This is a genomic window from Streptomyces sp. NBC_00461 (assembly GCF_036013935.1).
Lineage (GTDB): Bacteria > Actinomycetota > Actinomycetes > Streptomycetales > Streptomycetaceae > Streptomyces.
On sequence record NZ_CP107902.1, the window covers coordinates 987,234 to 1,008,318 of the forward strand.

The following is a 21,085-nucleotide window of genomic DNA, read 5'->3' on the forward strand; positions in this document are numbered from 1 at the left end:
AACCGCATCGGTCAAGATCCGGACCATTCCCGGGCCAGTAATCCTGTCAAAGCCGAGACGGGCGCTGTTTGCGCTGGTCAGCGAAGCGCTGCCTGTGTACCACCAGCAGACCAAGAACCTGCTGTAAGGATCTGGCGCAGCGCCCCCCATGTCGGCCCGAAGAACCAGCGGTGTCGGCAAACGGCGATGGCAGCAGGGTTTGTCGAATCTCCACAAGGCGACAACACGAAAACTTTTCAGCCCACACCGACGCTCAACTCGACCATGCGCCGAGGCAGCATTCGCCCAACCGTCACCGAACCGACGGCGCCCGGCTCAGGCGACACGGTGGCAGAAAGAACTCCGCGATTAGACCTGACGACGCGTCACCAAAGTCAGCAAAGGTCAGCAAAAGCTCTGCCACAGTCGCCCGTAGACTGCCACACCGTGGAGTCGCCAGTCGCACCGGCCCGAGACGGCAACCGGTTGAACCGCCTTCCGATGAGCGGGCGCCTGCGGGAGGCATCGCTCGACCGCCTCCCGCTCCTAAGCGCAGTCCACGCTCGGGCATTCGCCCAGGTCAGCGCACCCTCCCTCGCGGCTTCAACGTCAGCGGCGGCAGTTCGGGAGCTGGCAGCGGCGCCCCGTCGTACCCCTTCACCTCACCGAATCGCGACCCCGTCATCCAGTCCTCACGGGCCTGCACGACCTCTTCCTGGGTGCGGCCGATCCAGTTCCAGAACATGATGAGTTCCTCGTCGAAGGGCTCGCCGCCCAGGAGCATCAGTCCGGCGTCCGACTCCACGCGCAGCGGGAGTTCGGTGCGGCCGCAGCCGAGGTAGAGCATCGAGCCCGGCAGCAGCGGCACGCCGTCGACGTGGGCCTCGCCGGACATGGACAGCACGGCGTACTCGAAGTCCGGCTGCAGCGGCAGGCGTACGTCCGCGCCGCGGGCGAGGGCCAGGTCGGCGCCGACGATCGGGGTGTACGTCGTTCCGGGTGAGGTCGCGCCGTCGAGGTCGCCGAGGATCAGCGTGCCCTTGAGTCCGGGCGCGGTGACGACCGGGAGTTCCGCGTGGTGTTCGAAGCGGGGGTCGGTGTGGCGGTGCGCGTCGGGGAGCGCGACCCACAGCTGCGCGCCGTGCAGCAGCCGGGCGTGCGGCCTCGGGCTCTCCTCGGAGTGACTGATCGCCCGGCCGGAGGTCATGAGCCCCAGTTCGCGGGGGCGGATGGTCTGCAGGCTGCCGGTCGAGTCGCGGTGCAGCACCTCGCCCTCGTGCAGCCAGCTGACCGTCTGCAGGCCCATGTGGGGGTGCGGCGGCACCTGCATACCGGGCTCGTCGGCGATGTCGTCGGGACCGTAGTGATCGACGAAGCACCAGGCGCCGACCATGCGGCGGCCCAGGTTGGGCAGCAGGCGGCGGACTTCGGTCGACTCGCCGAGCTGGACGCGTCGAGGGCTGAGGAGTTCACGCACGGGTTCTGCCACCACGAAGCCGCGGCCGCCGCACAGAGCGGGAACCGCCGCGCGATCAAGATTGCTCATGGCGCCAAACCTAGCCCCGCCGGGGGCGTCCCGTCAGTCCGTCACACGGGCGGTCTCGCCCGGCACGCCCGGCATCCAAAATAGTAGCCATGGATATAGTAGCCATGTACTGTATTCGCTATGAGTCAAGGCTCCGAGAAGGCGACGCCCGGTTTCCTCGTGTGGCGCCTGTCCATGAAGTGGCGTGTGGCCGTCGACCGTGCGGTGGCGCCGCTGGGCCTCACACATGCGCAGTACTCGCTGGTGGCCTCGCTCTACGGCATGCAGCGCAGCGGAGAGCGTCCCAGCCAACGCCGCCTCGCCGACCACACCGGGCTCGAACCGCTCTACGTGTCCAAACTGGCCCGCACCCTGGAGGCGGCCGGCCTCCTGGAGCGCACCCGGGACCCCCGGGACCCGCGCGCCGTGCAGCTGGCACTCACCGAGCAGGGCCGCGAGGTCACCGGGCGCGCCATCAAGGTCGTACAGGGACTGCTGCAGCAACTGCTGGAGCCGCTCGGCGGCCTCGACAGCCCACGTGCGCGGGAGTTCAACCGCGACCTGGCGACGCTGCTCGACGCACCACTTGATCCATTCAGTGACAACGAGACGGAGCAGTCATGACCACCACCACACCGACCGTCGACGGCCGCGTCATCGCCCTGGCCCACTACGCGGGCCGCGCCGTCCTGGAGCACGTCGTGGCCCGCCGCGGCCTCGCCTTCCAGCAGCAGATCACCCTCAGGCCTCTGGCCATCGCGGAAGGGCCGGTCGAGCGCGAGGACCTCGTCGGGCAGGTCGCAGACGCCCTCAAGGTCGACGCGGCCGACGTACACGGCGTCGTCGAGGAACTGATCGCCAAGGGACTGGCGGCGGTCGACGGGTCCCGGCTCCACTGCACGGACGCCGGACGGGAGCTCTACGCCGAGGTGGTCGCCGAGACCGGGAAGATCTCCGCCCGGATCTACGCCGGCATCCCGGACGAGGAGCTGGCGGCTGCCGGTCACGTGCTGGCCCTGGTGACCGAGCGGGCCAACGCTGAGCTGGCAGCACTGCAGGCCTGAGGACTCCCCGCAGCGAAATCATGTAGTGGAATGTTCAACCATCCCTCGCGGTTGCAGTACTCCGAAGGAGGTCACAGTGGAGGCGACGGTCGAGTCGAGGGTGGAGAAGACGGTGGAGACGACGTACTACGACCACGGAACAGCGGCCGAGCGCTGGGAGCGTGCGCGGATATTCTTCGACGCCAAGGACTACACCGCCGCGGCGCGTGTGCTGGGCGGGCTGGTCGAGGAGGTGCCGGAGCAGACCGGACTGCGGCTGCTGCTGGCGCGGGCCTACTACCACTCGGCCCAACTGCGGCGCGCGGAGGGCGAGTTGCGTGTCATCGTCGAGCGCGACCCGGTGGAGCACTACGCCCGGCTGATGCTCGGCCGCACGCTTGAGCGGCAGGGGCGGCAGGAGGAGGCGGAGTCGCACCTGCGCATCGCCTCGGCCCTCGCGGCGACTTCGAGCAGTTCTGAGGATCGTTTTGGTCTGAGGATCGTTTCGGTCTGAGCGGCGTTTCGGTCTGAGGACCGTTTCGGAGATGGCTCGGACATGGCAGGGGCCCGGAAACCCGGGCCCCTGTCTCTTACTTGACGGCTCCTGACGGCTGCTTGACGGCCGCGCTCCGCCGGTGGGCGATCTCGCCGAGCAGGACGTCGGTGACGACGAAGGCGGCCAGTGGAATGCCCAGCAGCGGCACGAAATAGCCGAGGACCGCGATGACGGCGACCGCCGGGACCAGGATCTGGGGAGGCACCTGCTGCCAGGCGCCGCGCGGGATCGGCCGGCCGAAGGAGGAGCCGCGCCCGCGCTGCCACCACATGCGGTAGCCCCAGACGATCAGCAGGACGAGGCTGAGGGCGAGTGCCATCAGGGCGAGTTGGTTGGCCAGGCCGAAGAGGACTCCGGTGTGCAGGTCGATGCCCCAGCGGGTCAGCTTGGCGAGCAGCGGGTAGTCGTCGAACCGCAGGACGTCGGTGACCTTACCGGAGGCCGGGTCGATCGCGACCGAGTCCTGCTTCTCGGGCCAGCTGCGCTGCACCTGCCGTACGACGTAGGCCGAGTTCGCGTCCGCGGGCGGCACGATCTCGACGGGGTCGGTCAGGCCCTCGGCTCGGGCTGCGGAGAGCACCTTGTCGAGGCCGACGCCGTGCTCGGCGTCCCCGGTGGAGGCGGAGGCGCCGTGGCCCGCGTGCGCACCGCCGGCCGTCGCCGAGACCGACGGGGTGGCCTGGCCGAGCGAGGTACGCAGTTCGTCGACGTTCGCCCCGGCGTAGGTCGACCAGGTCAGACCGGTCGCCGAGAGGAATATGAACCCAGCGGCGGCCCAGACACCGACGGTGCCGTGCAGGCCGAGCGTGCGGCGCCGTCCGCTGGTGCCGCGCACCGTGCGCAGGGCGCGGCGTCGGGAGAACCACAGCACCAGGCCGCCGCCCGCGATCACCCACAACCAGCTCGCGGCGAACTCGCTGTAGAGCCGGCCGGTGTCGCCGAGGTGCAGATCGCGGTGGAGTTCGTCGATCCAGGTCCGCAGCGGGAGCGCGCCGGTCGAGCCGTACTGTTCGAGGGCGCCGCGGACCTTGCCGGTGTACGGGTCGACGAACACGGCGAGGGTGTGGTCGGGATCGACACCTTTGATGCCGGACAGCAGCACCCTGGTGGTGGCATCGGCCCGCGGGGAGGGGCGTACGGCCGCGACGGTGCCCCCGGGGTGGGCCTTGCGGGCGGCGGCCACCTGCTCGGAGATGGGCAGCTCGGTACCGCCCGTTTTCGCGACGGTCATCTCATGCGCGTACACGAGCTTCTCCGCCTGGAAGGCGCCGGCGTACAGGAAGCCCGTGACCGCGGCGACGAGCAGGAACGGTGCGACGACCACTCCGGCGTAGAAGTGCAGACGTAGTACCAGTGGGCGGAGCGGCGCCCATCGGCTGGGGGACGGCACCGGGGCGGTGACCGGTTGCGGGGCGTCGCCCTTGGTCGTCGAGGGAGCGGTGGACATCGCGGGCTTCTCCGAGGTACGGGGACGGGGAGGTGAGGTGGCGTAGCGGTCCAGTAGTCGGGCGCGTGGGACGCCGAGTTCCCGGAGACGGAAGTGGCGCGCGTCACACGGGGTGACGTCTGTCGCCGGTGGCCGTGGCATGCTGGGCCGATGGCAACTCCCCGTGACCACGCCCCCCTTGCCGAGCGGGTCGAGGAACTCCTCGCCGCCGAAGGGCCGCTGCCCATCGTCGCGGCCGGCGACCCGGTGCTGCGGCGAGGCACCGAGCGATTCGACGGTCAGCTCGACCCGGCCCTGCTCGCCCGCTTCGTGGAGGCCCTGCGCGTCACGATGCATGCGGCGCCCGGCGTCGGGGTCGCCGCGCCGCAGGTCGGCGTGGAGCTGCGGATCGCGGTGATCGAGGACCCGGCGCCGGTACCGGACGAGGTACGGCTGGCCCGCGGTCGGGTGCCCCAGCCGTTTCGGGTTCTGGTCAATCCGTCGTACGAGCCCGTCGGTTCGCAGCGGGCCGCCTTCTTCGAGGGCTGTCTGAGTGTGCCGGGCTGGCAGGCCGTGGTGGCGCGGCACGCCCAGGTGCGGCTGACGGGGGAGGACGAGCAAGGGCGTGCGCTGGACGAGGTGTTCACCGGCTGGCCCGCGCGGATCGTGCAGCACGAGACCGACCACCTCGACGGGATGCTGTACCTCGACCGCGCGGAACTTCGCTCACTGTCCTCGAACGCATCGATGGCGGAGCGCTGGACACAGTCGACGCCGGAGGAGGCGGCGAAGGAACTCGGCTTCGAACTGCCGTGAATCAGGGGCGCTTTGCCGTGAACCGGGGGCGCTCACCGCAGTGCCCTCGCCGTCGCTCCTCCCGCGCCGCGCCCCCGATCTCCGCGACCGGATGTCAGTTGTCGCGGTACGCCTCCAGCAGGCGCAGCCACACCTCGCTGATCGTCGGGAACGACGGCACCGCGTGCCACAGCCGGGCGATCGGGACCTGGCCGGCCACCGCGACCGTCGCCGAGTGGATGAGTTCGCCGACGCCGGGTCCGACGAAGGTGACTCCGCGCAGGATCTCCTCGTTCAGGTCGACGATCATGCGTGCGCGGCCGCGGTAGCCGTCGGCGTACAGTCCCGCGCCGGCCGCCGAGGACATCTCGACGTCCACGGCCCGTACCCGGTACCCGGCCTGTTCCGCCTCCGCGAGGGAGAGACCCACGGCCGCCGCCTCCGGGTCGGTGAAGACGACCTGGGGGACGGCGTGGTGGTCGGCGGTGGCGGTGTGGGCGCCCCAGGGGTCCGACTCCAGGATCGGTACGCCGGACGCGCGGCCGGCGATTGCGGCGCCCGCGATGCGCGCCTGGTACTTGCCCTGGTGGGTGAGGAGCGCGCGGTGGTTGACGTCGCCGCACGCGTACAGCCAGTCGCTTCCGTTCACCAGCATGCTGTCGTCGACGGGCAGCCAGCCGCCCGGTTCCAGGCCGACCGTGTCCAGGCCGATGTCGTCGGTGCGCGGACGGCGGCCCGTGGCGAAGAGGATCTCATCGGCCTCGATGCGCTCGCCGTCGCCGGTCACCACGACGACCGTGCCGTTCTCGCGGGCGACCGACTCGACCGACGTACCGGTGCGGATGTCCGCGCCGGCCTCGGTGAGAGCCTCGACGACCAGCTCTCCGGCGAAGGGCTCCATGCGGTTGAGCAGGCCCTTGCCCCGGACGAGGACGGTGACCTGCGAGCCGAGGGCCTGCCAGGCGGTGGCCATCTCGGTGGCGACTACTCCCCCGCCGACCACGACGAGACGGCCGGGCACTTCCTGCGCGCTCGTCGCGTTTCTGCTGGTCCACGGCTTGACGTCGGCCAGGCCCGGCAGATCGGGCAGTACGGCGTCGGTGCCCGTGCAGACGGCGACCGCGTGCCGGGCGGTGAGCACGCGTTGCCCGCCGTCCGAGCCGGTGACGGTCACCGTGCGCGGGCCGGTCAGGCGGCCCCGGCCGCGGTAGAGGTCGGCTCCGATGCCCTCAAGCCACCCGGCAGCGCCGTCGTCGTGCCAGTCGGAGGTGTAGTAGTTACGGTGCGCGAGGACCGCGGCGGCTTCGAGGGGGCCCTGCACCGACTGTCGCAGGCCGGGCACCCGGCGGGCTTCCGCGCGGGCGATGGCCGGGCGCAGCAGCGCCTTGCTGGGGACGCAGGCCCAGTACGAGCACTCGCCGCCGACCAGCTCGCTCTCCACGACCGCGGTGGACAGGCCTGCCGCACGCGTGCGGTCGGCCACGTTCTCCCCCACGGGCCCGGCCCCGAGCACCACGACGTCGTACGCGATGGTTTCCGTATCCGTCATGGGCCCAGTCTGGTGGGTGGTGTGCGGTGAGGCCACACGGGTAGGGGCGCGGAATACGTGCCCGGCCGGCCGTGTTGTGCCGACGGCTTCGCCCCGACAGCAGGAAGAGGGATTTCAGGTCATGAGCAGCACCGTGGAGCTCACCAAGGAGAATTTCGACCAGACGGTCACGGACAACGAGTTCGTCCTGATCGACTTCTGGGCGTCGTGGTGCGGGCCGTGCCGTCAGTTCGCGCCTGTGTACGAGAAGGCGGCCGAGGAGAACCCGGACCTGGTGTTCGGCAAGATCGACACCGAGGCGCAGCCGGAGCTGGCCGCGGCCTTCGGTATCCAGTCGATCCCGACGCTGATGATCGTCCGTGACCAGGTCGCCGTGTTCGCGCAGCCGGGCGCCCTGCCCGAGGCCGCCCTGACGGACGTCATCGGACAGGCGCGCAAGCTGGACATGGACGAGGTTCGCAAGGCGGTCGCGGAGCAGCAGGCCCAGGCCGACCAGAACGGCCAGTAGGGCACTGCGCACCACGCACCACCAGAGCGCTACCAGAGCGCTACCAGAGCACTCGTAGAGCACTTCTAGAACGGATACGGCGCCACGTCCCCACGCACCGTCGTCCAGCGCACGTCGGTGAAGGCCTCCAGGTTGGCCTCACCTCCGAAGCGGGCGCCGGTGCCGGACGCGGCGATGCCGCCGAAGGGGGCCACGGCCTCGTCGTTCACCGTCTGGTCGTTGATGTGGACGATGCCGGTCGGGATGCGCTCGGCGAGGTCGAGACCGCGGGCCGTGTCACGGGTGACGATGCCCAGCGAGAGGCCGTACTCGCCATGGGCCGCCAGGGCCGCAGCCTCGTCGACGGTGGCGAACGAGCGTACGGGAGCGACCGGGCCGAAGACCTCCTCGGCGTAGGCGGGAGTGCTGTCGTCGACGCCCGCCAGGACCGTCGGCCGGTAGAAGCGTCGCTCGTGGGTACCGCCCGCGGCCAGTGTGGCGCCGCGGGACGTACTGGCCTCCACCAGTCCGTGCACCTTGGCGAGCTGGGCGTCGTCGATGATGGGGCCCAGGTGGACCTGTTCGCGGTGCGGGTCGCCGACGGCGAGTGCGTCGGCCTTGGCCGAGAGCCTTTCGACGTACTCCTCGTACACCGACTGGTGGACGAGGTGCCGACCGGTCGTCATGCAGATCTGGCCCTGGTGGAAGAACGAGCCCCAGGCGGCCGTCGAGATCACCGCGTCGAGGTCGGCGTCCTCCAGCACGACGAGGGCTGAGTTGCCGCCGAGTTCGAGGTGGACGCGCTTGAGGTGGCGTCCGGCCGCCTCGCCGACCGCCCGGCCCGCCGCCGTGGAGCCGGTGAAGGAGATGACCGGCACGCGCGGGTCGGCGACCAGGGCCTGGCCGACGTCCGGGCCGCCCGGCAGTACCTGCAGCAGGTTCTCGGGCAGGCCGGCCTCGGCGAAGACCGCGGCGAGGGAGAGTCCGCCGCAGACCGCCGTGCGCGGGTCCGGCTTCAGGACGACCGCGTTGCCGAGGGCGAGGGCCGGGGCGACCGAGCGGATCGAGAGGATCACCGGCGCGTTGAACGGGGAGATCACACCCACCACACCCACCGGGACGCGTCGTGTGTACGACAGGCGGGGCGCCTCGCTCGGCAGGATCTGTCCGGCCGGACGGGAGGCGAGCGCGGCGGCCTCGTAGCACTCCTGGGCGGCGACGTGCAGCTCGAAGTCGGCCTTGCCGGGGATCGATCCGGACTCGCGCACGATCCATTCGCGCAGTTCGGCTGCGTGCGCGGTGAACAGGTCGCCTGCCCTGCGCAGGACGCCGGCGCGGACGAAGTGCGGGACACGCGCCCACTCGGCCTGGGCGGCGCGCGCGGCCTCGGCGGCCGTGCCGACGTCCTCGGCGGAGGCGAGGGTGACGGTGGCGAGGGTGTCCCCGGTGGCAGGCTCGGTTACGGCGTACTCGGGTCCCGACAGGGGGCGGGACTGCCAGGTTTTCGATTCGAGCAACGGCATGACGGCTCTCCGTTTCGTCACCGGCGGGACTCAGGTCATGAGCGGAAGTCCCGTGTAGTTCGCGGCCAGTTCGGCGGCGGCGTGGCGGGATGAGGCGATCCGGCGCAGACGTGCCAACTGCAGCCGGTTCTCGAACACATCCCCATCTGGTTGAGCGTGCAACATCCTAGTCATGTCGTACGAGAAACGCGTGGCCTGCCACACACGTGCGAGGCATGTCCGGGAGTAGGCGTCGAGGAGTTGCTCGGATCCGGTGCGGTGCAGTTCGGCGAAGGCGCGGGCGAGGACGCGGACGTCCGAGACGGCGAGGTTGAGGCCCTTGGCGCCGGTCGGCGGCACGATGTGGGCGGCGTCGCCGGCCAGGACCAGGCGTCCGTGACGCATGGGTTCGTGGACGTGACTGCGCATCGGCGTAACGGACTTGGCGGTGATCGGGCCGCGGTGCAGCGTCCAGTCGGCGTCGACGGCGAAGCGGGCGTCGAGTTCGTCCCAGATGCGCTCGTCGGGCCAGTCGTCGGCGTCGGTTCCGCCCGGGACCTGCAGGTAGAGGCGGGAGACATGGGTGGAGCGCATGCTGTGCAGTGCGAAGCCGCTCCGCCCGCGCGCGTAGATCAGTTCGTCGCAGGACGGTGCGACGTCGGCGAGGATCCCGAGCCAGGCGTAGGGGTAGTCGCGCTCGTACGAGTGGCTGCTCTCGGCCGGGAACGTGCCGCGGGAGATGCCGTGGAAGCCGTCGCAGCCGATGACCCAGTCGCAGGTGAGTGTCTGCTCGCGGCCCTCGTGCAGGAACCGTACGACGGGCGAGGCGCTCTCCGGCTTCTCGACCGCGAGTGCCTGCGCCTCCCACAACAGCGGGGGCCCTTCGGCCAGTTGGAGCGCGACGAGGTCCTTCACGATCTCGGTCTGGGCGTAGATCGTGACGGTACGGCCGCCGGTGAGGGCCGGGAAGTCGATGTGGTGGCGTTCGCGGTCGAAGCGCAGCTCGATGCCCTGGTGGACCAGGCCCTCGGCGTCGAGGCGCTCGGCGGCGCCGGCCTCGCGCAGGGCGTCGACCGTGCCCTGCTCCAGCATTCCGGCACGCTGGCGCTGTTCGACGTACTCCCGGGTCCTGGCCTCCAGGACGACACAGTCGATGCCCGTGCGGTGCAGCAGCCGGGCCAGGAGCAGCCCGGCGGGGCCGCCGCCGATGATGCCGACCGTCGTGCGCATGGGCGCCATGCCTACCTCCCGGAGGTCAGCTGGACTCGCGGTGGACCACCGTGGCTCCCAGCACCTTGTGGGACTCGGGCGCGGCGGCGGGGTTGCGGACCGCGCGGTCGACCAGTTCGGCCAGGTCACGGCCGGACGGCAGCTCGATGTGGACGGTGCTCAGGCGGGGCCGCAGCAGCCGGCCGAGCATGAGGTCGTCGGCTCCGATCACGGCCACGTCCTGCGGGATGCGTACGCCCTCGTCCTGCAGCGCCCGCATCACCAGCATCGCGTATTCGTCGTTGTACGCGAACACGGCGTCGAGGCCGAGGTCGCGCCAGCGGGCGGCGAGGCGCGCGGCCGCTTCCTCCTCGTAGGCGAGGGGCAGTTCGGTGACGGTGGCGCCGGTGCCGTGCAGCGATCTGCGCACGCCTTCGAGGCGGGGCAGACTGAAGGACTCCAGGCCGCCCGCCTCCGGCACGACGACGCCGATGCGGCGCCGGCCGCGGTCGAAGAGGTGGCTGCCGGCGCAGTGGCCGACGGCTTCCTGGTCCATGACCAGTGCGTGGGCACCCTCGACCGACCCGGAGCCGAGGGTGAGGACGGCCCGGGCGCCGGAGCGCTTGAGGACCGTCACGCCCTGCGGGCCGAGGCCCGCGCCGGGCACCAGGACGGCGACGGGCCGCAGTTCGGCCCAGGCACGGGCGGCCTCGTCGCCGTGCACGCCGACCGAGCCGTACTGCACGACCGTGTAGTCGAGACGGCCCAGCGCCCACTGCAGCTCGCTGATGAACTGGCTGTAGAGAGGGCCGATCGGGAAGTCCGGGGCGGGCATCAGGACCATACGGCTGTGCCCGGCGCGCAGACTGCGGGCGGCCGCGTGCGGCACGTACCCGAGTTCCTTCGCGGCCTCGTGGACCCGGCGGCGCGTGGGCTCGCTGATCCGTACGGCACTGGTGTTGTTGAGGACGTAGGAGACGGTCGCGCGCGAGACGCCGGCCAGGCGGGCCACATCGGCGCTCGTGGGCACGGAGCGCTGCGTGGACGAGGTGGGCGCGGGCGTTTTCGGTATCTGCACCATGACGTACGGCATCTTTGCAGAGCCTGTGGCCGAGGCCACAGGCGGGCAGGGCACGAACACGTTCGTATCGAACTTGTTCGCAACGAACATGTTCGTTACCCTGGAGGCATGACAGACCGCACCGACACACCCCGAAGCCGCCGCGAGCGCCCGGCCAAACCCGCCCTGACCAGGGAAGGCATCGTGGCCGCGGCCGTCGCGATCATGCGCGCCGAGGGTCTGGCGAAGGTGACCATGCGGCGCCTGGCGCGGGAGCTGGACACCGGTCCGGCCTCGCTGTACGTCTACGTCCGCAACACCGCGGAGCTGCACGCGGCCGTCCTGGACGAGTTGCTGGGGACGGTTGGTCCGGCCCCGGCCGAGGGCACGTGGCGGGAACGGCTGGAGCGGATGCTCACCGCGTACACCGCGACGCTCTTCGAGCACCCGAGTCTGGCCCGCTCCGCGCTCACGGCCCGGCCGAGCGGCCCCCACTACCTGAATCTGATCGAGGCGCTGCTGGCCCTGCTGGACGAGGGCGGCGTGCCTCCCGCACAGGCGGCGTGGGGCGTGGACCTGCTGCTGCTGCACGCCACCGCGACGGCCGCGGAGCACGCGCAGGAGGCCTCGGAGGAGGAGTGGGACGCCCTGCGCAGCGCCCTGCACGGCATCTCGGACCGAACCCATCCGCACATCGCCGCACTGGGCGGCGAGCTGTTGTCCGGTGCGCCCGAGTCCCGCCTGTCATGGGGCCTGCGAGCGGTGATCGCGGGCATCGAGCGGACCGCCGTACCCGACTGACTCATCCGACCGACGTATCCGACCGACTTCAGGGAGTGCGACATGACCACCCACCACCCCATAGCCATCGTGGGCGCCGGTCTCGGCGGCCTCACCCTGGCCCGGGTTCTGCACGTGCACGGCGTCGAAACGGCCGTCTACGACCTGGACGCCTCCCCCGCCGCCCGCACCCAGGGCGGCATGCTCGACATCCACGAGGGCTCCGGCCAGGTGGCGCTGCGCGCCGCGGGGCTGTACGAGAAGTTCCGGGCGCTCGTCCACAAGGGCGGCGAGGCCATGCGGATCCTCGACAAGGACGCCGTGGTGCGCATGGACGAGGCGGACGGCGGAGACGGCGGACGCCCCGAGATCGATCGCGGCGACCTGCGCGATCTTCTGCTCGGTTCGCTCCCCGAAGGCACCGTTCGCTGGGGCGCGCGGGTCACCGGAGCGCGTCCGCTGGGCGGCGGCCGGCACCAGGTGGCCCTCGCGGACGGCAGCGTCTTCACCACCGACCTCCTGGTGGGCGCCGACGGCGCCTGGTCGCGGATCCGGCCGCTGGTCTCGGACGCCGAGCCCGCCTACACCGGGGTGTCGTTCGTCGAGGCGGACCTGAGGGACGCCGATGTGCACCATCCCGTCGGCGCCGAGGTCGTCGGCGGCGGGTCGCTCTTCGCGCTCGGCGCGGGCCGGGGTTTCCTCGCCCACCGCGAGACCCACGGCAGCCTGCACGTCTACGCGGCCGTGGAGGCACCCGAGGAGTGGCTGGACGGCATCGACCTCACCGACGCCGAGGCGGCCAAGGCGTATGTGCTCGACCACTTCACGGGCTGGGACAAGAGCCTGCGGGCACTGGTCGCCGACGCCGACGGCCCGTTGATCCCGCGGCGCATCCACGCGCTGCCCGTCGGCCACCACTGGCAGCGCGTCCCGGGCGTGACCCTGCTCGGGGACGCCGCGCATCTGATGTCGCCGTTCGCCGGCGAGGGGGCGAATCTGGCGCTGCTCGACGGGGCGGAACTGGGCCTGGCCCTGACGGCGCACCCGGGCGACACCGAGGCCGCACTGGCCGCCTACGAGGACAAGATGTTCCCCCGCAGCGAGCGCTCCGCCGACGAGTCGGCCCGCAACGGAGTCCTGCTGTTCCGCGCCGACGCACCGCAGGGGCTCGTGGACGCGTTCGCCGCCTGGCGCTGAACCGGGTTCAGCGGGGCGGCTCCGTGCCGGTGACCTGGGCGACCAGATCGGTCCAGCCTGCCTCCAGCCGCTCCAGCGACATCCCGCGCTGCCTGGTCAGGTGGTGGATCAGGGCGGGATCGAGATAGCCCATGAACGTCTGGGCGAGCAGGTCGCAGTCGGCTTTCGGCACGATCTGCCGCAGCAGCATCGTGACGTGCATGGTGAGCGCCCGCATCGACGGGTGGTCGAACCGGCGGGTCGGCTCCGGCTGGGCGGCCAGCTGCAGGTCCAGCTGCTCGGCCGAGCGGTAGAGCAGTGCCACACCGAACGCCCGCAGCCGGTCGACCGGCGGCGCGCCGGGGCCCAGCGGCGGTGGACCGGCGAGGAAGTCGGCCTGCAGCGTCCTCGACGAATGGTCGAGCAGCGCCATCAGCAGGCCGGTGCGGTCGCCGAAGCGCCGGAAGACGGTCCCCTTGCCCACCTGCGCGGCGGCGGCCACCGCCTCCATGGTGACCCCCGCCACCCCGTGCTCCGCGATCAGCCGTGCGGCCGCGTCCAGCAGCTTCGCGCGGTTCCGGGCGGCGTCGGCACGCAGGCACGGCTCGTCCTCGGCCGAGCCGAGCTGCAGCAATTCGGGCTCGCCGACGGGCTCTTCGGGCCTCGGAAAGGGCGGTAGGACGGCGGACATGAAGACAGCGTAAAGCATCGGGAACAAAACTGGACCGCGGTCCGGTTAGGATGCTAGAAACTAAACGGACCCCGGTCCGGATCGTAACGGCAATGTTTCAGCCTCTTGGAGTTCGCATGTCTGTTCGCATCCTTGCGCTCGTCGGCAGCCTTCGCGCCGGTTCGACCAACCGCCAGCTCGCCGAGGCGGCCGTCAAGTTCGCTCCCGAGGGCGCGGACGTGGAGATCTTCGAGGGCCTCGCCGAGATCCCGTTCTACAACGAGGACATCGACGTCGAGGGCAGTGTCCCGGCCGCCGCCGCCAAGCTGCGTGAGGCCGCGCAGGCGTCCGACGCCTTCCTGCTCTTCTCCCCCGAGTACAACGGCACCATCCCGGCCGTTCTGAAGAACGCCATCGACTGGCTGTCCCGCCCCTACGGCGCCGGCGCCTTCGGCGGCAAGCCGGTCGCCGTGGCCGGCACCGCCTTCGGCCAGTTCGGCGGCGTGTGGGCGCAGGACGAGACCCGCAAGGCCGTGGGCATCGCCGGCGGCAAGGTGCTGGAGGACGTCAAGCTCTCCATCCCCGGCTCGCTGACCCGCTTCGCCGAGACCCACCCGGCCGACGACGCCGAGGTCGCCGCGCAGCTGACCGAGGTGGTCGCCCGCCTGCACGGCCACGCGGACGGGGCCGCTGCCGCCTGACCGGCAGCAGTAGCAGCACGAACGAACGCGGAAGGGGCCGGAGCCGAGCAGCTCCGGCCCCTCCTGCATGCCCGGCTGCGCCCCCACTGTCCGGGCACGTCGGTCATCGTCCCTGCATCTCAGGCCACTCAGGTCACTCAGGCCACTCAAGTCACCGCCGTCGGCGCCAGTTCGCGCAGCTCGTGCAGTGCGGCCGCGACCGCGGGCCGTTCCCGGCCGCCGCGGCGGGTGCAGGTGAGCAGTTTGCGGTGCGGGTTGCCCGTGCAGGGCACGCGGGTGATCGGCAGATGCGGGGTGAGCTGGGCCAGCCGGGGGATCAACGCGACGCCGAGCCGGCCTGCGACCAGGTGCGCGGTGACGTTCCAGTCCACGGTGTGATGGAGGATGCCGGGGCTGAATCCGGCCTCCCCGCACGCGGACAGCAGGTGCTGGCGACAGGGGCTGTCCGCCATGGGCGCGATCCAGTCCTCGTGCGCCGCCTCGGAGAGGTCGACGCGCTCGCGCCCCGCCAACGGGTGGCCGTCGGGGAGGACAAGGTCGAACGGGTCGTCCAGGAGCGGCTGCTGGTCGAAGCGGGCGTCGTTCAGCGGCGGGCTGTGCGGGGTGGCCTCGACGACGGCGAGGTCGCTCTCGCCCTCGAAGAGCAGGTCGAAGCTCTCCGGCACCCCCGCCTCCCGGATGCGGACGGACAGCCGCGGATGACGCTCGTGCAGCCGCACGGCCATCGGGGCCAGCAGCACCGAGACGGCCACCGAGATGCCGCTCACGCGAAGTGGTCCGGCGAGCGCGTGTTCGGCGCGCAGGTCGAGCTCGGCCTGTTCCCAGCGTGCGTGGATGGCGTCGGCGTGCGCAAGCAGGCTCTCGGCGGCCGGGGTGAGCCGTACCCCGCGGCCCTGCGGTTCGAGGAGGTCGACGCCGAGTTCACGGGCGAGCTGGCGGATCTGCTGGGAGGCCGCGGAGGTGGTGAAGTGCAGGGCGCGGGCAGCCGCGGTGACCGTGCCGTAGTGGGCCACCGCCCTCAGGACGTGCAGTCGGCGCAGGTCAATCATGAAGCCCAGGCTTCAAGGTGAGGTCCACAAAGTCAACCTGGACGTGAACGGATCCTGCGCTGCACCCTGGCTGTGTCGCGACCGTCAACCAGTCAGCACGTACGAGGAGTTGCCATGATCAGCACGACCGGCGCCAAGTGCCCGCACTGCGGCTGGCCCGACGCTGCCGAGCCGTTCCAGGTGGTGTCGCGGCACAGCACCGCCGCGGACCGCACCGTGTGGACCCGTTGCGGCTGCGGTTCGCTGCAGGTCCGCGTGGTGGACGGCCGCGGGATGCGCGTCGTCTCCCGCAGCCGGCCCACGCAGCCTCAGCCCAGCCCGGCCGGCCGCTGAACGGACGGGGCCGCGAAGCTCTCGATCCACGCCACCAGCCCGCCGAGGCGCGGCCCGAGGATCACCGTGCCGAGAGCCGCCTCGATGCAGCCGGCATCGGCGCCTCTGCGCCGCCGTAGAACTCCATGATGTGTACGCCCACTCGCGTGCCGTCCCGTCCGCCCGGACCCTCGCCGTCTCCAACGACGGCGGGCCTTCGAGTGCTCTCGACGTCAGGCGCCGACGGCCAGTCGGTCGCCGAGCGGACTGCGGCGGTACAGCACGCGGCGACCGTCGCGGGCTCGCGTGACGAGGCCGGTCGTGTGCAACACCTTCAGGTGCTGGGAGACGGCGCTGGGCGTCACGCCGAGCAGACGGGCGATCTCGACGGTGGGAAGGGGCTCGGCGAGCAGGCGCAGGACCGTCGTGCGGGGTGCGCCGAGCAGCGCGGAGAGCGCCGAGGTGTCGGGGTCGGGTGCGGGCTCCCACAGGGTGGCGGCGCCCCGGCCCGGGTAGGCCAGCATCGGGGGCTCGTCGGCGCTGAGCGGAGGCGCGGGTTTGTGCGCGAACAGCGACGGCACCAGGCGTAGCCCCCGCCCGGAACCGTCCACCTGATGCCGGCCGATCATCCGGTCGACGCGCAGCACCCCGTCCCGCCAGCGCACGTTGCGGTGCAGGTCGGAGAAGAGGAGCCGGGCGCCACCCGTGGCCAGCTGCCGGGCACGGTGGGTGATGTCGGCCTCCAGCACGAGCCGCATCCGCGGCCAGTGCGGCAACAGGGCCAACTCCCAGTAGCGGAGCAGGAGTTCACATGTCTCCTCCAACAGCTCGGCGACCGGTGCGGCGCCGGGGACGGCGATCTGCCGCAGCGCGTCCGGGAGGGGGCGCGGTGCGTGTGCCGCGTACAGGTCGCGTCGTACGACGTGTTCGGGCGTGGTGCGTACGACGGTCAGCTGGTCCTCGATCGTGGGCGCGAAGGTCGTCGGCCGTGGCGTGAGGAAGTCGGGCAGGGCCAGGTTCTCGCCGACCAGGGCCGTCAACAGGCGGGCGTCGGCGGGGTCGAGGCGGGCCAGCACCGACCGGCGCCAGGGGACGTGCAGTGGGAAGAGTGCCGGGGCGCGCAGGGCCCGCAGGCTGCCCATGACCTCGCGCAGCGGCGAGATCGCGAACCGGGTGTCCGCGAGGTCCTCGACGTCGAGCAGGAAGCTGATCATTAAGCCTCCGCCTACATCCTTTGGCAAGCGCCCGTCGATGCCGTGGACTTCGACGCATGACGGAACAACACGACATCCGGCAGGGTACCGCCGGTCGACGGCCTCTTGCGTTGCTGGCGCTGACCTGCGGGGTGGCCGTGGGCAACGTCTACTTCCCGCAGGCGATCAGCCCGTTGGTGGCCGACGGCCTCGGCGTCTCCCCCGGTTCGGCCGCGTCGGTGGTGACCGCGACGCAGTTCGGCTACGCGGCCGGGATCTTCCTGCTCGTCCCGCTCGGCGACCGCCTGTGCCCGCGCCGGCTGATCGTCACCCTGCTGACGCTGACCGGCCTCGGCCTGCTCGCCGCGAGTAGCGCACGAGCCCTGCTGCCGCTCACCGTCGCGAGTCTCCTCGTCGGTGTGAGCACGGTGGTCGCACCGCTGGCGGGCCCGCTCGCGGCCGGCCTGGTGCCCGCCGAGCGTCGCGGGGTGGTCGGCGGCACCCTGCTGAGCGGTTCCATCGCCGGCATGCTGCTCTCCCGCACGTTCGGCAGCGCCCTCGGCGACTGGCTCGGCTGGCGGGCCCCGTACGTGCTGTCGGCGGTGCTCTCCCTGACGGCTGCCGCCCTCCTGGCCCGCGCCCTGCCGACGACTCCCCCCTCCGTCACGCACCGCTACCCGGCCCTGCTCGCCGCACCCCTGCGCCTGCTGCGCACCGAACCCGAGCTGCGCCGCTCCTGCCTCTACCAGGCCGCGGTGTTCGCGGGCTTCTCCGCGGTGTGGACCGGCGTGACGCTCCTGCTCACGGGTCCGGCGTACGGCATGAGCGCGCGGTCCGCGGGGCTGCTCGCGCTCGTGAACGCGGCGACCATGCTGTGCACGCCGGCCGCGGGGCGGCTGGTGGACCGACGGGGGCCGGACGCGGTGAACCTCGGCTGCTTCCTGGTGGTCGGCGTCTCGGCGCCGGTCCTGGCGCTGGGCGGGCCGGGCGGTGCGGCCGGGCTGACGGCGCTGGTCGTCGGCACCTTGCTGCTGGACGTGGGGATGCAGTGCGGGATGGTCGCCAACCAGGTGCGGATCTTCGCGCTCCGGGCCGACGTCCGCAGCCGGCTCAACACCGCGTACATGACGTGCGCCTACCTCGGCGGCACCGCGGGGTCCTGGCTGGGGGCCCGCGCGTATGCCGGTTTCGGCTGGTTGGGCGTGTGCGCGCTGGTCGCCGTGCTGACGGTCGCGGCCCTCGCGCGCCATCTGTCGGCAACCGTTCTTCACAGTCAGGACCAAGTTCGTTCCAAGGAGCGACCACTTCCGGTCACCTCACGAACGGTGACCGGATGCAGAGCCTTCACCGACGACTGCTCAAGCTGATACCTCACCTGGGCGTGCGGGTGACCGACCTCGGACCGGGGGGTGGTCGAGTTCGACTGCGTGATGGTGCGCGCGAAGGCGCCCCCGGGACGGACTGACGGCCCCTACGCCGAGCGTCCGGTTGGTTCCGGTCGGCTACCGAAGGGCGAAGGACGCCCGGTGCTGCCAGTCGGTGTCGCCGTAGACGACGAGATCGACCGTGGGCACGCGCGCCGCGAAAGGGAGACCTGGGCGGAGGCCCGACTCGATCTCGTCCAGGACTGCGTCGTCCTGTCCCTGGGCGACCGTCAGATGCGGGTGGGGGTCGTACTTCCCGCCGTACGGCGGGGCCTGCGGCCACCGGTCGACGACCGCCTCGGTGAGCCTGCGGAAGGGAGCGGCCGGCGCGGGCGCGAGGTAGAGCACCCCGGGGAACCGTCCGCACTCCTCGAACCGCACGTCGAAGGACGGGTGCCGCCCGAAGACCTCGTCCAGGGCGGCGCACGTCCCGTCGTCGACGAGGGACGCGTGCAGGAAGGGGAAGAGCACCGTGACGTGCGCCGGGACACCGGCCCGGGCCGCGGGGTCGAAGCGGTCGCGCCAGACCCGGACCGAGGCTTCCGCCTCCGGTACGGGCACGACCAGCGCCGTCTGCCCCGTCACGAAGCGCTCGGAATCGTCGTCTGCGTCTGCCATGCCATGGGTCTATCAGCCGGACCGGTGCGGGCGCGACCGAGCAATCCCATTTCACTTGCACGCGCGCTATACATGCCTCAGCCGGTAACCTCCCCGATGGCCTATTCTGGAGGGTACCCACTTCGGCACGGAGGACCCAGCCCCATGACCGCGACGGATCCGGCGCTCACCGCCCTCGCCCAGGGCTGGTGCGCCCTGTCACTGCTGCACGGCAGGATCGAGGCGCACATCGAGCGTGCGCTGCAGGCCGGGCACGACCTGAGCGTGCGCGAGTACTCCCTCCTGGACGTGTTGAGCCGGCAGCACGACGGGGAGGGCGGGCACCTGCAGATGAAGCAGGTTGCCGACGCGGTCGTGCTCAGCCAGAGCGCCACCACCCGGCTGGTCACCCGCCTGGAGGACCGCGGGCTGCTGAGCCGATACCTGTGCCCCACCGACCGGCGCGGCATCTACACCAACGTCACCGAGGCCGGCCTCCAGCTCCTCAAGGAGGCGCGTCCGACCAACGAGAAGGCGCTGCGCGAGGCCTTGGACGAAGCCGCACGGAATCCGGAACTCACCCCGCTCGTCAAGGCAGTTGAGACGCTCCACACACCCGCCTGACACCGAGGGCGCCTTACGCCGAGGGCGACTCACACCGAGGCCCCCGCGAGCACTGACGCCGCGGGGGCTTTCGCATGCCCGGACACCTGCAGTCAGATGCTTGCATACAACAACTACCCGCCCCAGGCATTGCATGCGCTTGCATTTATACCGCGTCTGCAACTAATGTCGACGCTCGTAAGCGCCACACGCAATCACCTGGAAGGTACTTCCCATGCCTCTCGCCCTCCTGGCCCTGGCCATCGGGGCCTTCGGGATCGGCACCACCGAGTTCGTGATCATGGGCGTGCTGCCCGAGGTCGCGGGCGACTTCGGCGTCTCCATCCCGACCGCCGGCTGGCTCGTCTCCGGGTACGCCCTGGGCGTGGTCCTCGGCGCGCCCCTGCTGACGGTCCTGGGCACCAAGGTCTCCCGCAAGAAGATGCTCATGTTCCTCATGGGCCTGTTCGTGGTGGGGAACGTGCTCTCCGCGTCCGCCCCCACCTTCGGCCTCATGCTCGTCGGCCGGGTGGTCGCCTCACTCGCGCACGGTGCGTTCTTCGGTATCGGCTCGGTGGTCGCGGCCGGTCTGGTCGCGCCGGAGAAGAAGGCCTCCGCGATCTCCCTGATGTTCACCGGCCTGACCGTGGCCAACATCGTGGGCGTCCCGCTGGGCACGTACATCGGCCAGGCCGCCGGATGGCGGGTCACCTTCACCGCCGTCGCCGCACTCGGCATCGCGGGCCTCCTCGGCGTCGCCAAGCTGGTGCCCGAGACGGGCCGCGCGAGCTCCGGCACCATCCGTACGGAGTTCGCCGCCTTCCGCAACGTGCAGGTGTGGATCGCGATGGCGATGACCGTCCTCGGCTTCGGCGGTGTGTTCGCCGCGATCACCTACATCACGCCGATGATGACCGAGGTCGCCGGATACTCGGCCGGTGCGGTGACCTGGCTGCTGGTGCTGTTCGGGGTCGGGATGTTCCTCGGGAATCTGGTGGGCGGCCGGTTCGCCGACCGGGCTCTGATGCCCATGCTGTTCACCGCCCTCGCGGCCCTGTCCCTGACCCTGCTCCTGTTCACGGCGACCGCCCACAACAGGGTTCTGGCCGCGATCACGCTGACACTGATCGGCGCGCTGGGCTTCGCCACCGTGCCTCCGCTGCAGAAGTGGGTGCTCGATCAGGCCTCGGCCGCACCGACCCTGGCGTCCGCCGCCAACATCGGCGCCTTCAACCTCGGCAACGCGCTGGCCGCCTGGCTGGGCGGCACCGTCATCGCGGCCGGCCTCGGCTACACCGCCCCCGACTGGGTCGGCGCCCTCCTGGCCGGCGCCGCGCTGATCCTGTCCTTCCTGGCAGCCTTCCTCGACCGGCGCACCCGGCCCACCGGACGGGTCGTTTCCGCATCCGCCCCGGCCGGGAGTGTCCCGGCCGCCGCCCAGCACTGACC

22 protein-coding genes are annotated in these 21,085 nt (G+C 71.4%); 12 read left to right on the plus strand and 10 right to left on the minus strand.

Annotation, left to right across the window (positions count from 1 at the left end; genetic code table 11):
• Positions 1 to 559: 559 nt before the first annotated feature.
• Complete coding sequence (locus tag OG870_RS04805) at positions 560 to 1,525, minus strand: pirin family protein (protein ID WP_266592319.1); 966 nt, start codon at positions 1,523 to 1,525, stop codon at positions 560 to 562.
• 120 nt (positions 1,526 to 1,645) lie between these two features.
• Between OG870_RS04805 and OG870_RS04810 the strand changes: the two genes are divergently transcribed.
• From OG870_RS04810 to OG870_RS04820, 3 genes are all read left to right on the plus strand, one after another.
• Positions 1,646 to 2,128, plus strand: a complete 483-nt coding sequence (locus OG870_RS04810; RefSeq protein ID WP_266592293.1) for a MarR family winged helix-turn-helix transcriptional regulator — start codon at positions 1,646 to 1,648, stop codon at positions 2,126 to 2,128.
• The gene (locus OG870_RS04815; protein ID WP_266531026.1) at positions 2,125 to 2,568 is read left to right on the plus strand and encodes a MarR family winged helix-turn-helix transcriptional regulator; all 444 of its coding nucleotides are present in this window, start codon (positions 2,125 to 2,127) and stop codon (positions 2,566 to 2,568) included. The genes OG870_RS04810 and OG870_RS04815 overlap by 4 nt, the downstream gene beginning before the upstream one ends.
• A 112-nt stretch (positions 2,569 to 2,680) precedes the next feature.
• A complete protein-coding gene (locus OG870_RS04820) occupies positions 2,681 to 3,061 on the plus strand; it encodes a tetratricopeptide repeat protein (protein WP_266592654.1) in 381 nt (126 codons plus the stop codon).
• 76 nt (positions 3,062 to 3,137) lie between these two features.
• Here the strand turns inward: OG870_RS04820 and OG870_RS04825 are convergent, their stop codons facing one another.
• Entirely contained in the window at positions 3,138 to 4,550 is a 1,413-nt protein-coding gene (locus tag OG870_RS04825) for a PepSY-associated TM helix domain-containing protein (protein WP_266592291.1), read from the minus strand.
• Between the two features lie 150 nt (positions 4,551 to 4,700).
• Between OG870_RS04825 and OG870_RS04830 the strand changes: the two genes are divergently transcribed.
• Positions 4,701 to 5,345 (plus strand): peptide deformylase, encoded by a 645-nt coding sequence (locus tag OG870_RS04830; protein ID WP_266592289.1) that lies wholly within the window; start codon positions 4,701 to 4,703, stop codon positions 5,343 to 5,345.
• Between the two features lie 94 nt (positions 5,346 to 5,439).
• On the opposite strand, the gene OG870_RS04835 is transcribed toward OG870_RS04830, so the two are convergent.
• A complete protein-coding gene (locus tag OG870_RS04835) occupies positions 5,440 to 6,873 on the minus strand; it encodes a dihydrolipoyl dehydrogenase family protein (RefSeq protein WP_266592287.1) in 1,434 nt (477 codons plus the stop codon).
• A 121-nt stretch (positions 6,874 to 6,994) separates the two neighbouring features.
• Between OG870_RS04835 and trxA the strand changes: the two genes are divergently transcribed.
• Positions 6,995 to 7,381, plus strand: coding sequence for a thioredoxin (gene trxA / locus OG870_RS04840; protein WP_266592285.1), 387 nt, complete (start codon positions 6,995 to 6,997; stop codon positions 7,379 to 7,381).
• 65 nt (positions 7,382 to 7,446) lie between these two features.
• Here the strand turns inward: trxA and OG870_RS04845 are convergent, their stop codons facing one another.
• The 3 genes from OG870_RS04845 to OG870_RS04855 are packed head-to-tail and all read right to left on the minus strand — an operon-like array spanning position 7,447 to position 11,164.
• Positions 7,447 to 8,883: a benzaldehyde dehydrogenase gene (locus tag OG870_RS04845; RefSeq protein ID WP_266592283.1), complete on the minus strand. Its 1,437-nt coding sequence runs from the start codon at positions 8,881 to 8,883 to the stop codon at positions 7,447 to 7,449.
• 30 nt (positions 8,884 to 8,913) lie between these two features.
• Entirely contained in the window at positions 8,914 to 10,092 is a 1,179-nt protein-coding gene (locus tag OG870_RS04850) for a 4-hydroxybenzoate 3-monooxygenase (protein ID WP_266592652.1), read from the minus strand.
• Positions 10,093 to 10,117: 25 nt separating this feature from the next.
• Positions 10,118 to 11,164, minus strand: coding sequence for a LacI family DNA-binding transcriptional regulator (locus OG870_RS04855; protein ID WP_266592281.1), 1,047 nt, complete (start codon positions 11,162 to 11,164; stop codon positions 10,118 to 10,120).
• A 96-nt stretch (positions 11,165 to 11,260) separates the two neighbouring features.
• Between OG870_RS04855 and OG870_RS04860 the strand changes: the two genes are divergently transcribed.
• A complete protein-coding gene (locus OG870_RS04860) occupies positions 11,261 to 11,932 on the plus strand; it encodes a TetR/AcrR family transcriptional regulator (RefSeq protein WP_266592279.1) in 672 nt (223 codons plus the stop codon).
• Between the two features lie 42 nt (positions 11,933 to 11,974).
• A complete protein-coding gene (locus OG870_RS04865; protein ID WP_266592277.1) occupies positions 11,975 to 13,108 on the plus strand; it encodes an FAD-dependent oxidoreductase in 1,134 nt (377 codons plus the stop codon).
• Positions 13,109 to 13,115: 7 nt separating this feature from the next.
• Here the strand turns inward: OG870_RS04865 and OG870_RS04870 are convergent, their stop codons facing one another.
• Positions 13,116 to 13,796: a TetR/AcrR family transcriptional regulator gene (locus OG870_RS04870; RefSeq protein WP_266592275.1), complete on the minus strand. Its 681-nt coding sequence runs from the start codon at positions 13,794 to 13,796 to the stop codon at positions 13,116 to 13,118.
• A gap of 98 nt (positions 13,797 to 13,894) precedes the next feature.
• On the opposite strand from OG870_RS04870, the gene OG870_RS04875 reads away from it, so the two are divergent.
• Positions 13,895 to 14,458 (plus strand): NAD(P)H-dependent oxidoreductase, encoded by a 564-nt coding sequence (locus tag OG870_RS04875; protein ID WP_266531044.1) that lies wholly within the window; start codon positions 13,895 to 13,897, stop codon positions 14,456 to 14,458.
• A 146-nt stretch (positions 14,459 to 14,604) separates the two neighbouring features.
• Here OG870_RS04875 and OG870_RS04880 read toward each other — a convergent pair whose 3' ends face one another.
• Entirely contained in the window at positions 14,605 to 15,507 is a 903-nt protein-coding gene (locus OG870_RS04880) for a LysR family transcriptional regulator (RefSeq protein WP_266592273.1), read from the minus strand.
• A 114-nt stretch (positions 15,508 to 15,621) separates the two neighbouring features.
• Between OG870_RS04880 and OG870_RS04885 the strand changes: the two genes are divergently transcribed.
• The gene (locus tag OG870_RS04885; protein ID WP_327690652.1) at positions 15,622 to 15,840 is read left to right on the plus strand and encodes a hypothetical protein; all 219 of its coding nucleotides are present in this window, start codon (positions 15,622 to 15,624) and stop codon (positions 15,838 to 15,840) included.
• 212 nt (positions 15,841 to 16,052) lie between these two features.
• Here the strand turns inward: OG870_RS04885 and OG870_RS04890 are convergent, their stop codons facing one another.
• Positions 16,053 to 17,033 carry an ArsR/SmtB family transcription factor gene (locus OG870_RS04890; protein WP_266531050.1) on the minus strand — a complete coding sequence of 327 codons (981 nt, stop codon included), beginning with the start codon at positions 17,031 to 17,033 and terminating at the stop codon, positions 16,053 to 16,055.
• A 56-nt stretch (positions 17,034 to 17,089) separates the two neighbouring features.
• Between OG870_RS04890 and OG870_RS04895 the strand changes: the two genes are divergently transcribed.
• Positions 17,090 to 18,379, plus strand: coding sequence for an MFS transporter (locus OG870_RS04895; RefSeq protein ID WP_266592271.1), 1,290 nt, complete (start codon positions 17,090 to 17,092; stop codon positions 18,377 to 18,379).
• 135 nt (positions 18,380 to 18,514) lie between these two features.
• Here OG870_RS04895 and OG870_RS04900 read toward each other — a convergent pair whose 3' ends face one another.
• Complete coding sequence (locus OG870_RS04900) at positions 18,515 to 19,054, minus strand: 2'-5' RNA ligase family protein (RefSeq protein ID WP_266531054.1); 540 nt, start codon at positions 19,052 to 19,054, stop codon at positions 18,515 to 18,517.
• 144 nt (positions 19,055 to 19,198) lie between these two features.
• Here OG870_RS04900 and OG870_RS04905 point away from each other — a divergent pair, with 144 nt between their 5' ends.
• Positions 19,199 to 19,657: a MarR family winged helix-turn-helix transcriptional regulator gene (locus tag OG870_RS04905; RefSeq protein WP_266592269.1), complete on the plus strand. Its 459-nt coding sequence runs from the start codon at positions 19,199 to 19,201 to the stop codon at positions 19,655 to 19,657.
• A 214-nt stretch (positions 19,658 to 19,871) separates the two neighbouring features.
• Positions 19,872 to 21,083: an MFS transporter gene (locus OG870_RS04910; protein WP_266592267.1), complete on the plus strand. Its 1,212-nt coding sequence runs from the start codon at positions 19,872 to 19,874 to the stop codon at positions 21,081 to 21,083.
• The last annotated feature ends 2 nt before the right edge of the window (positions 21,084 to 21,085 follow it).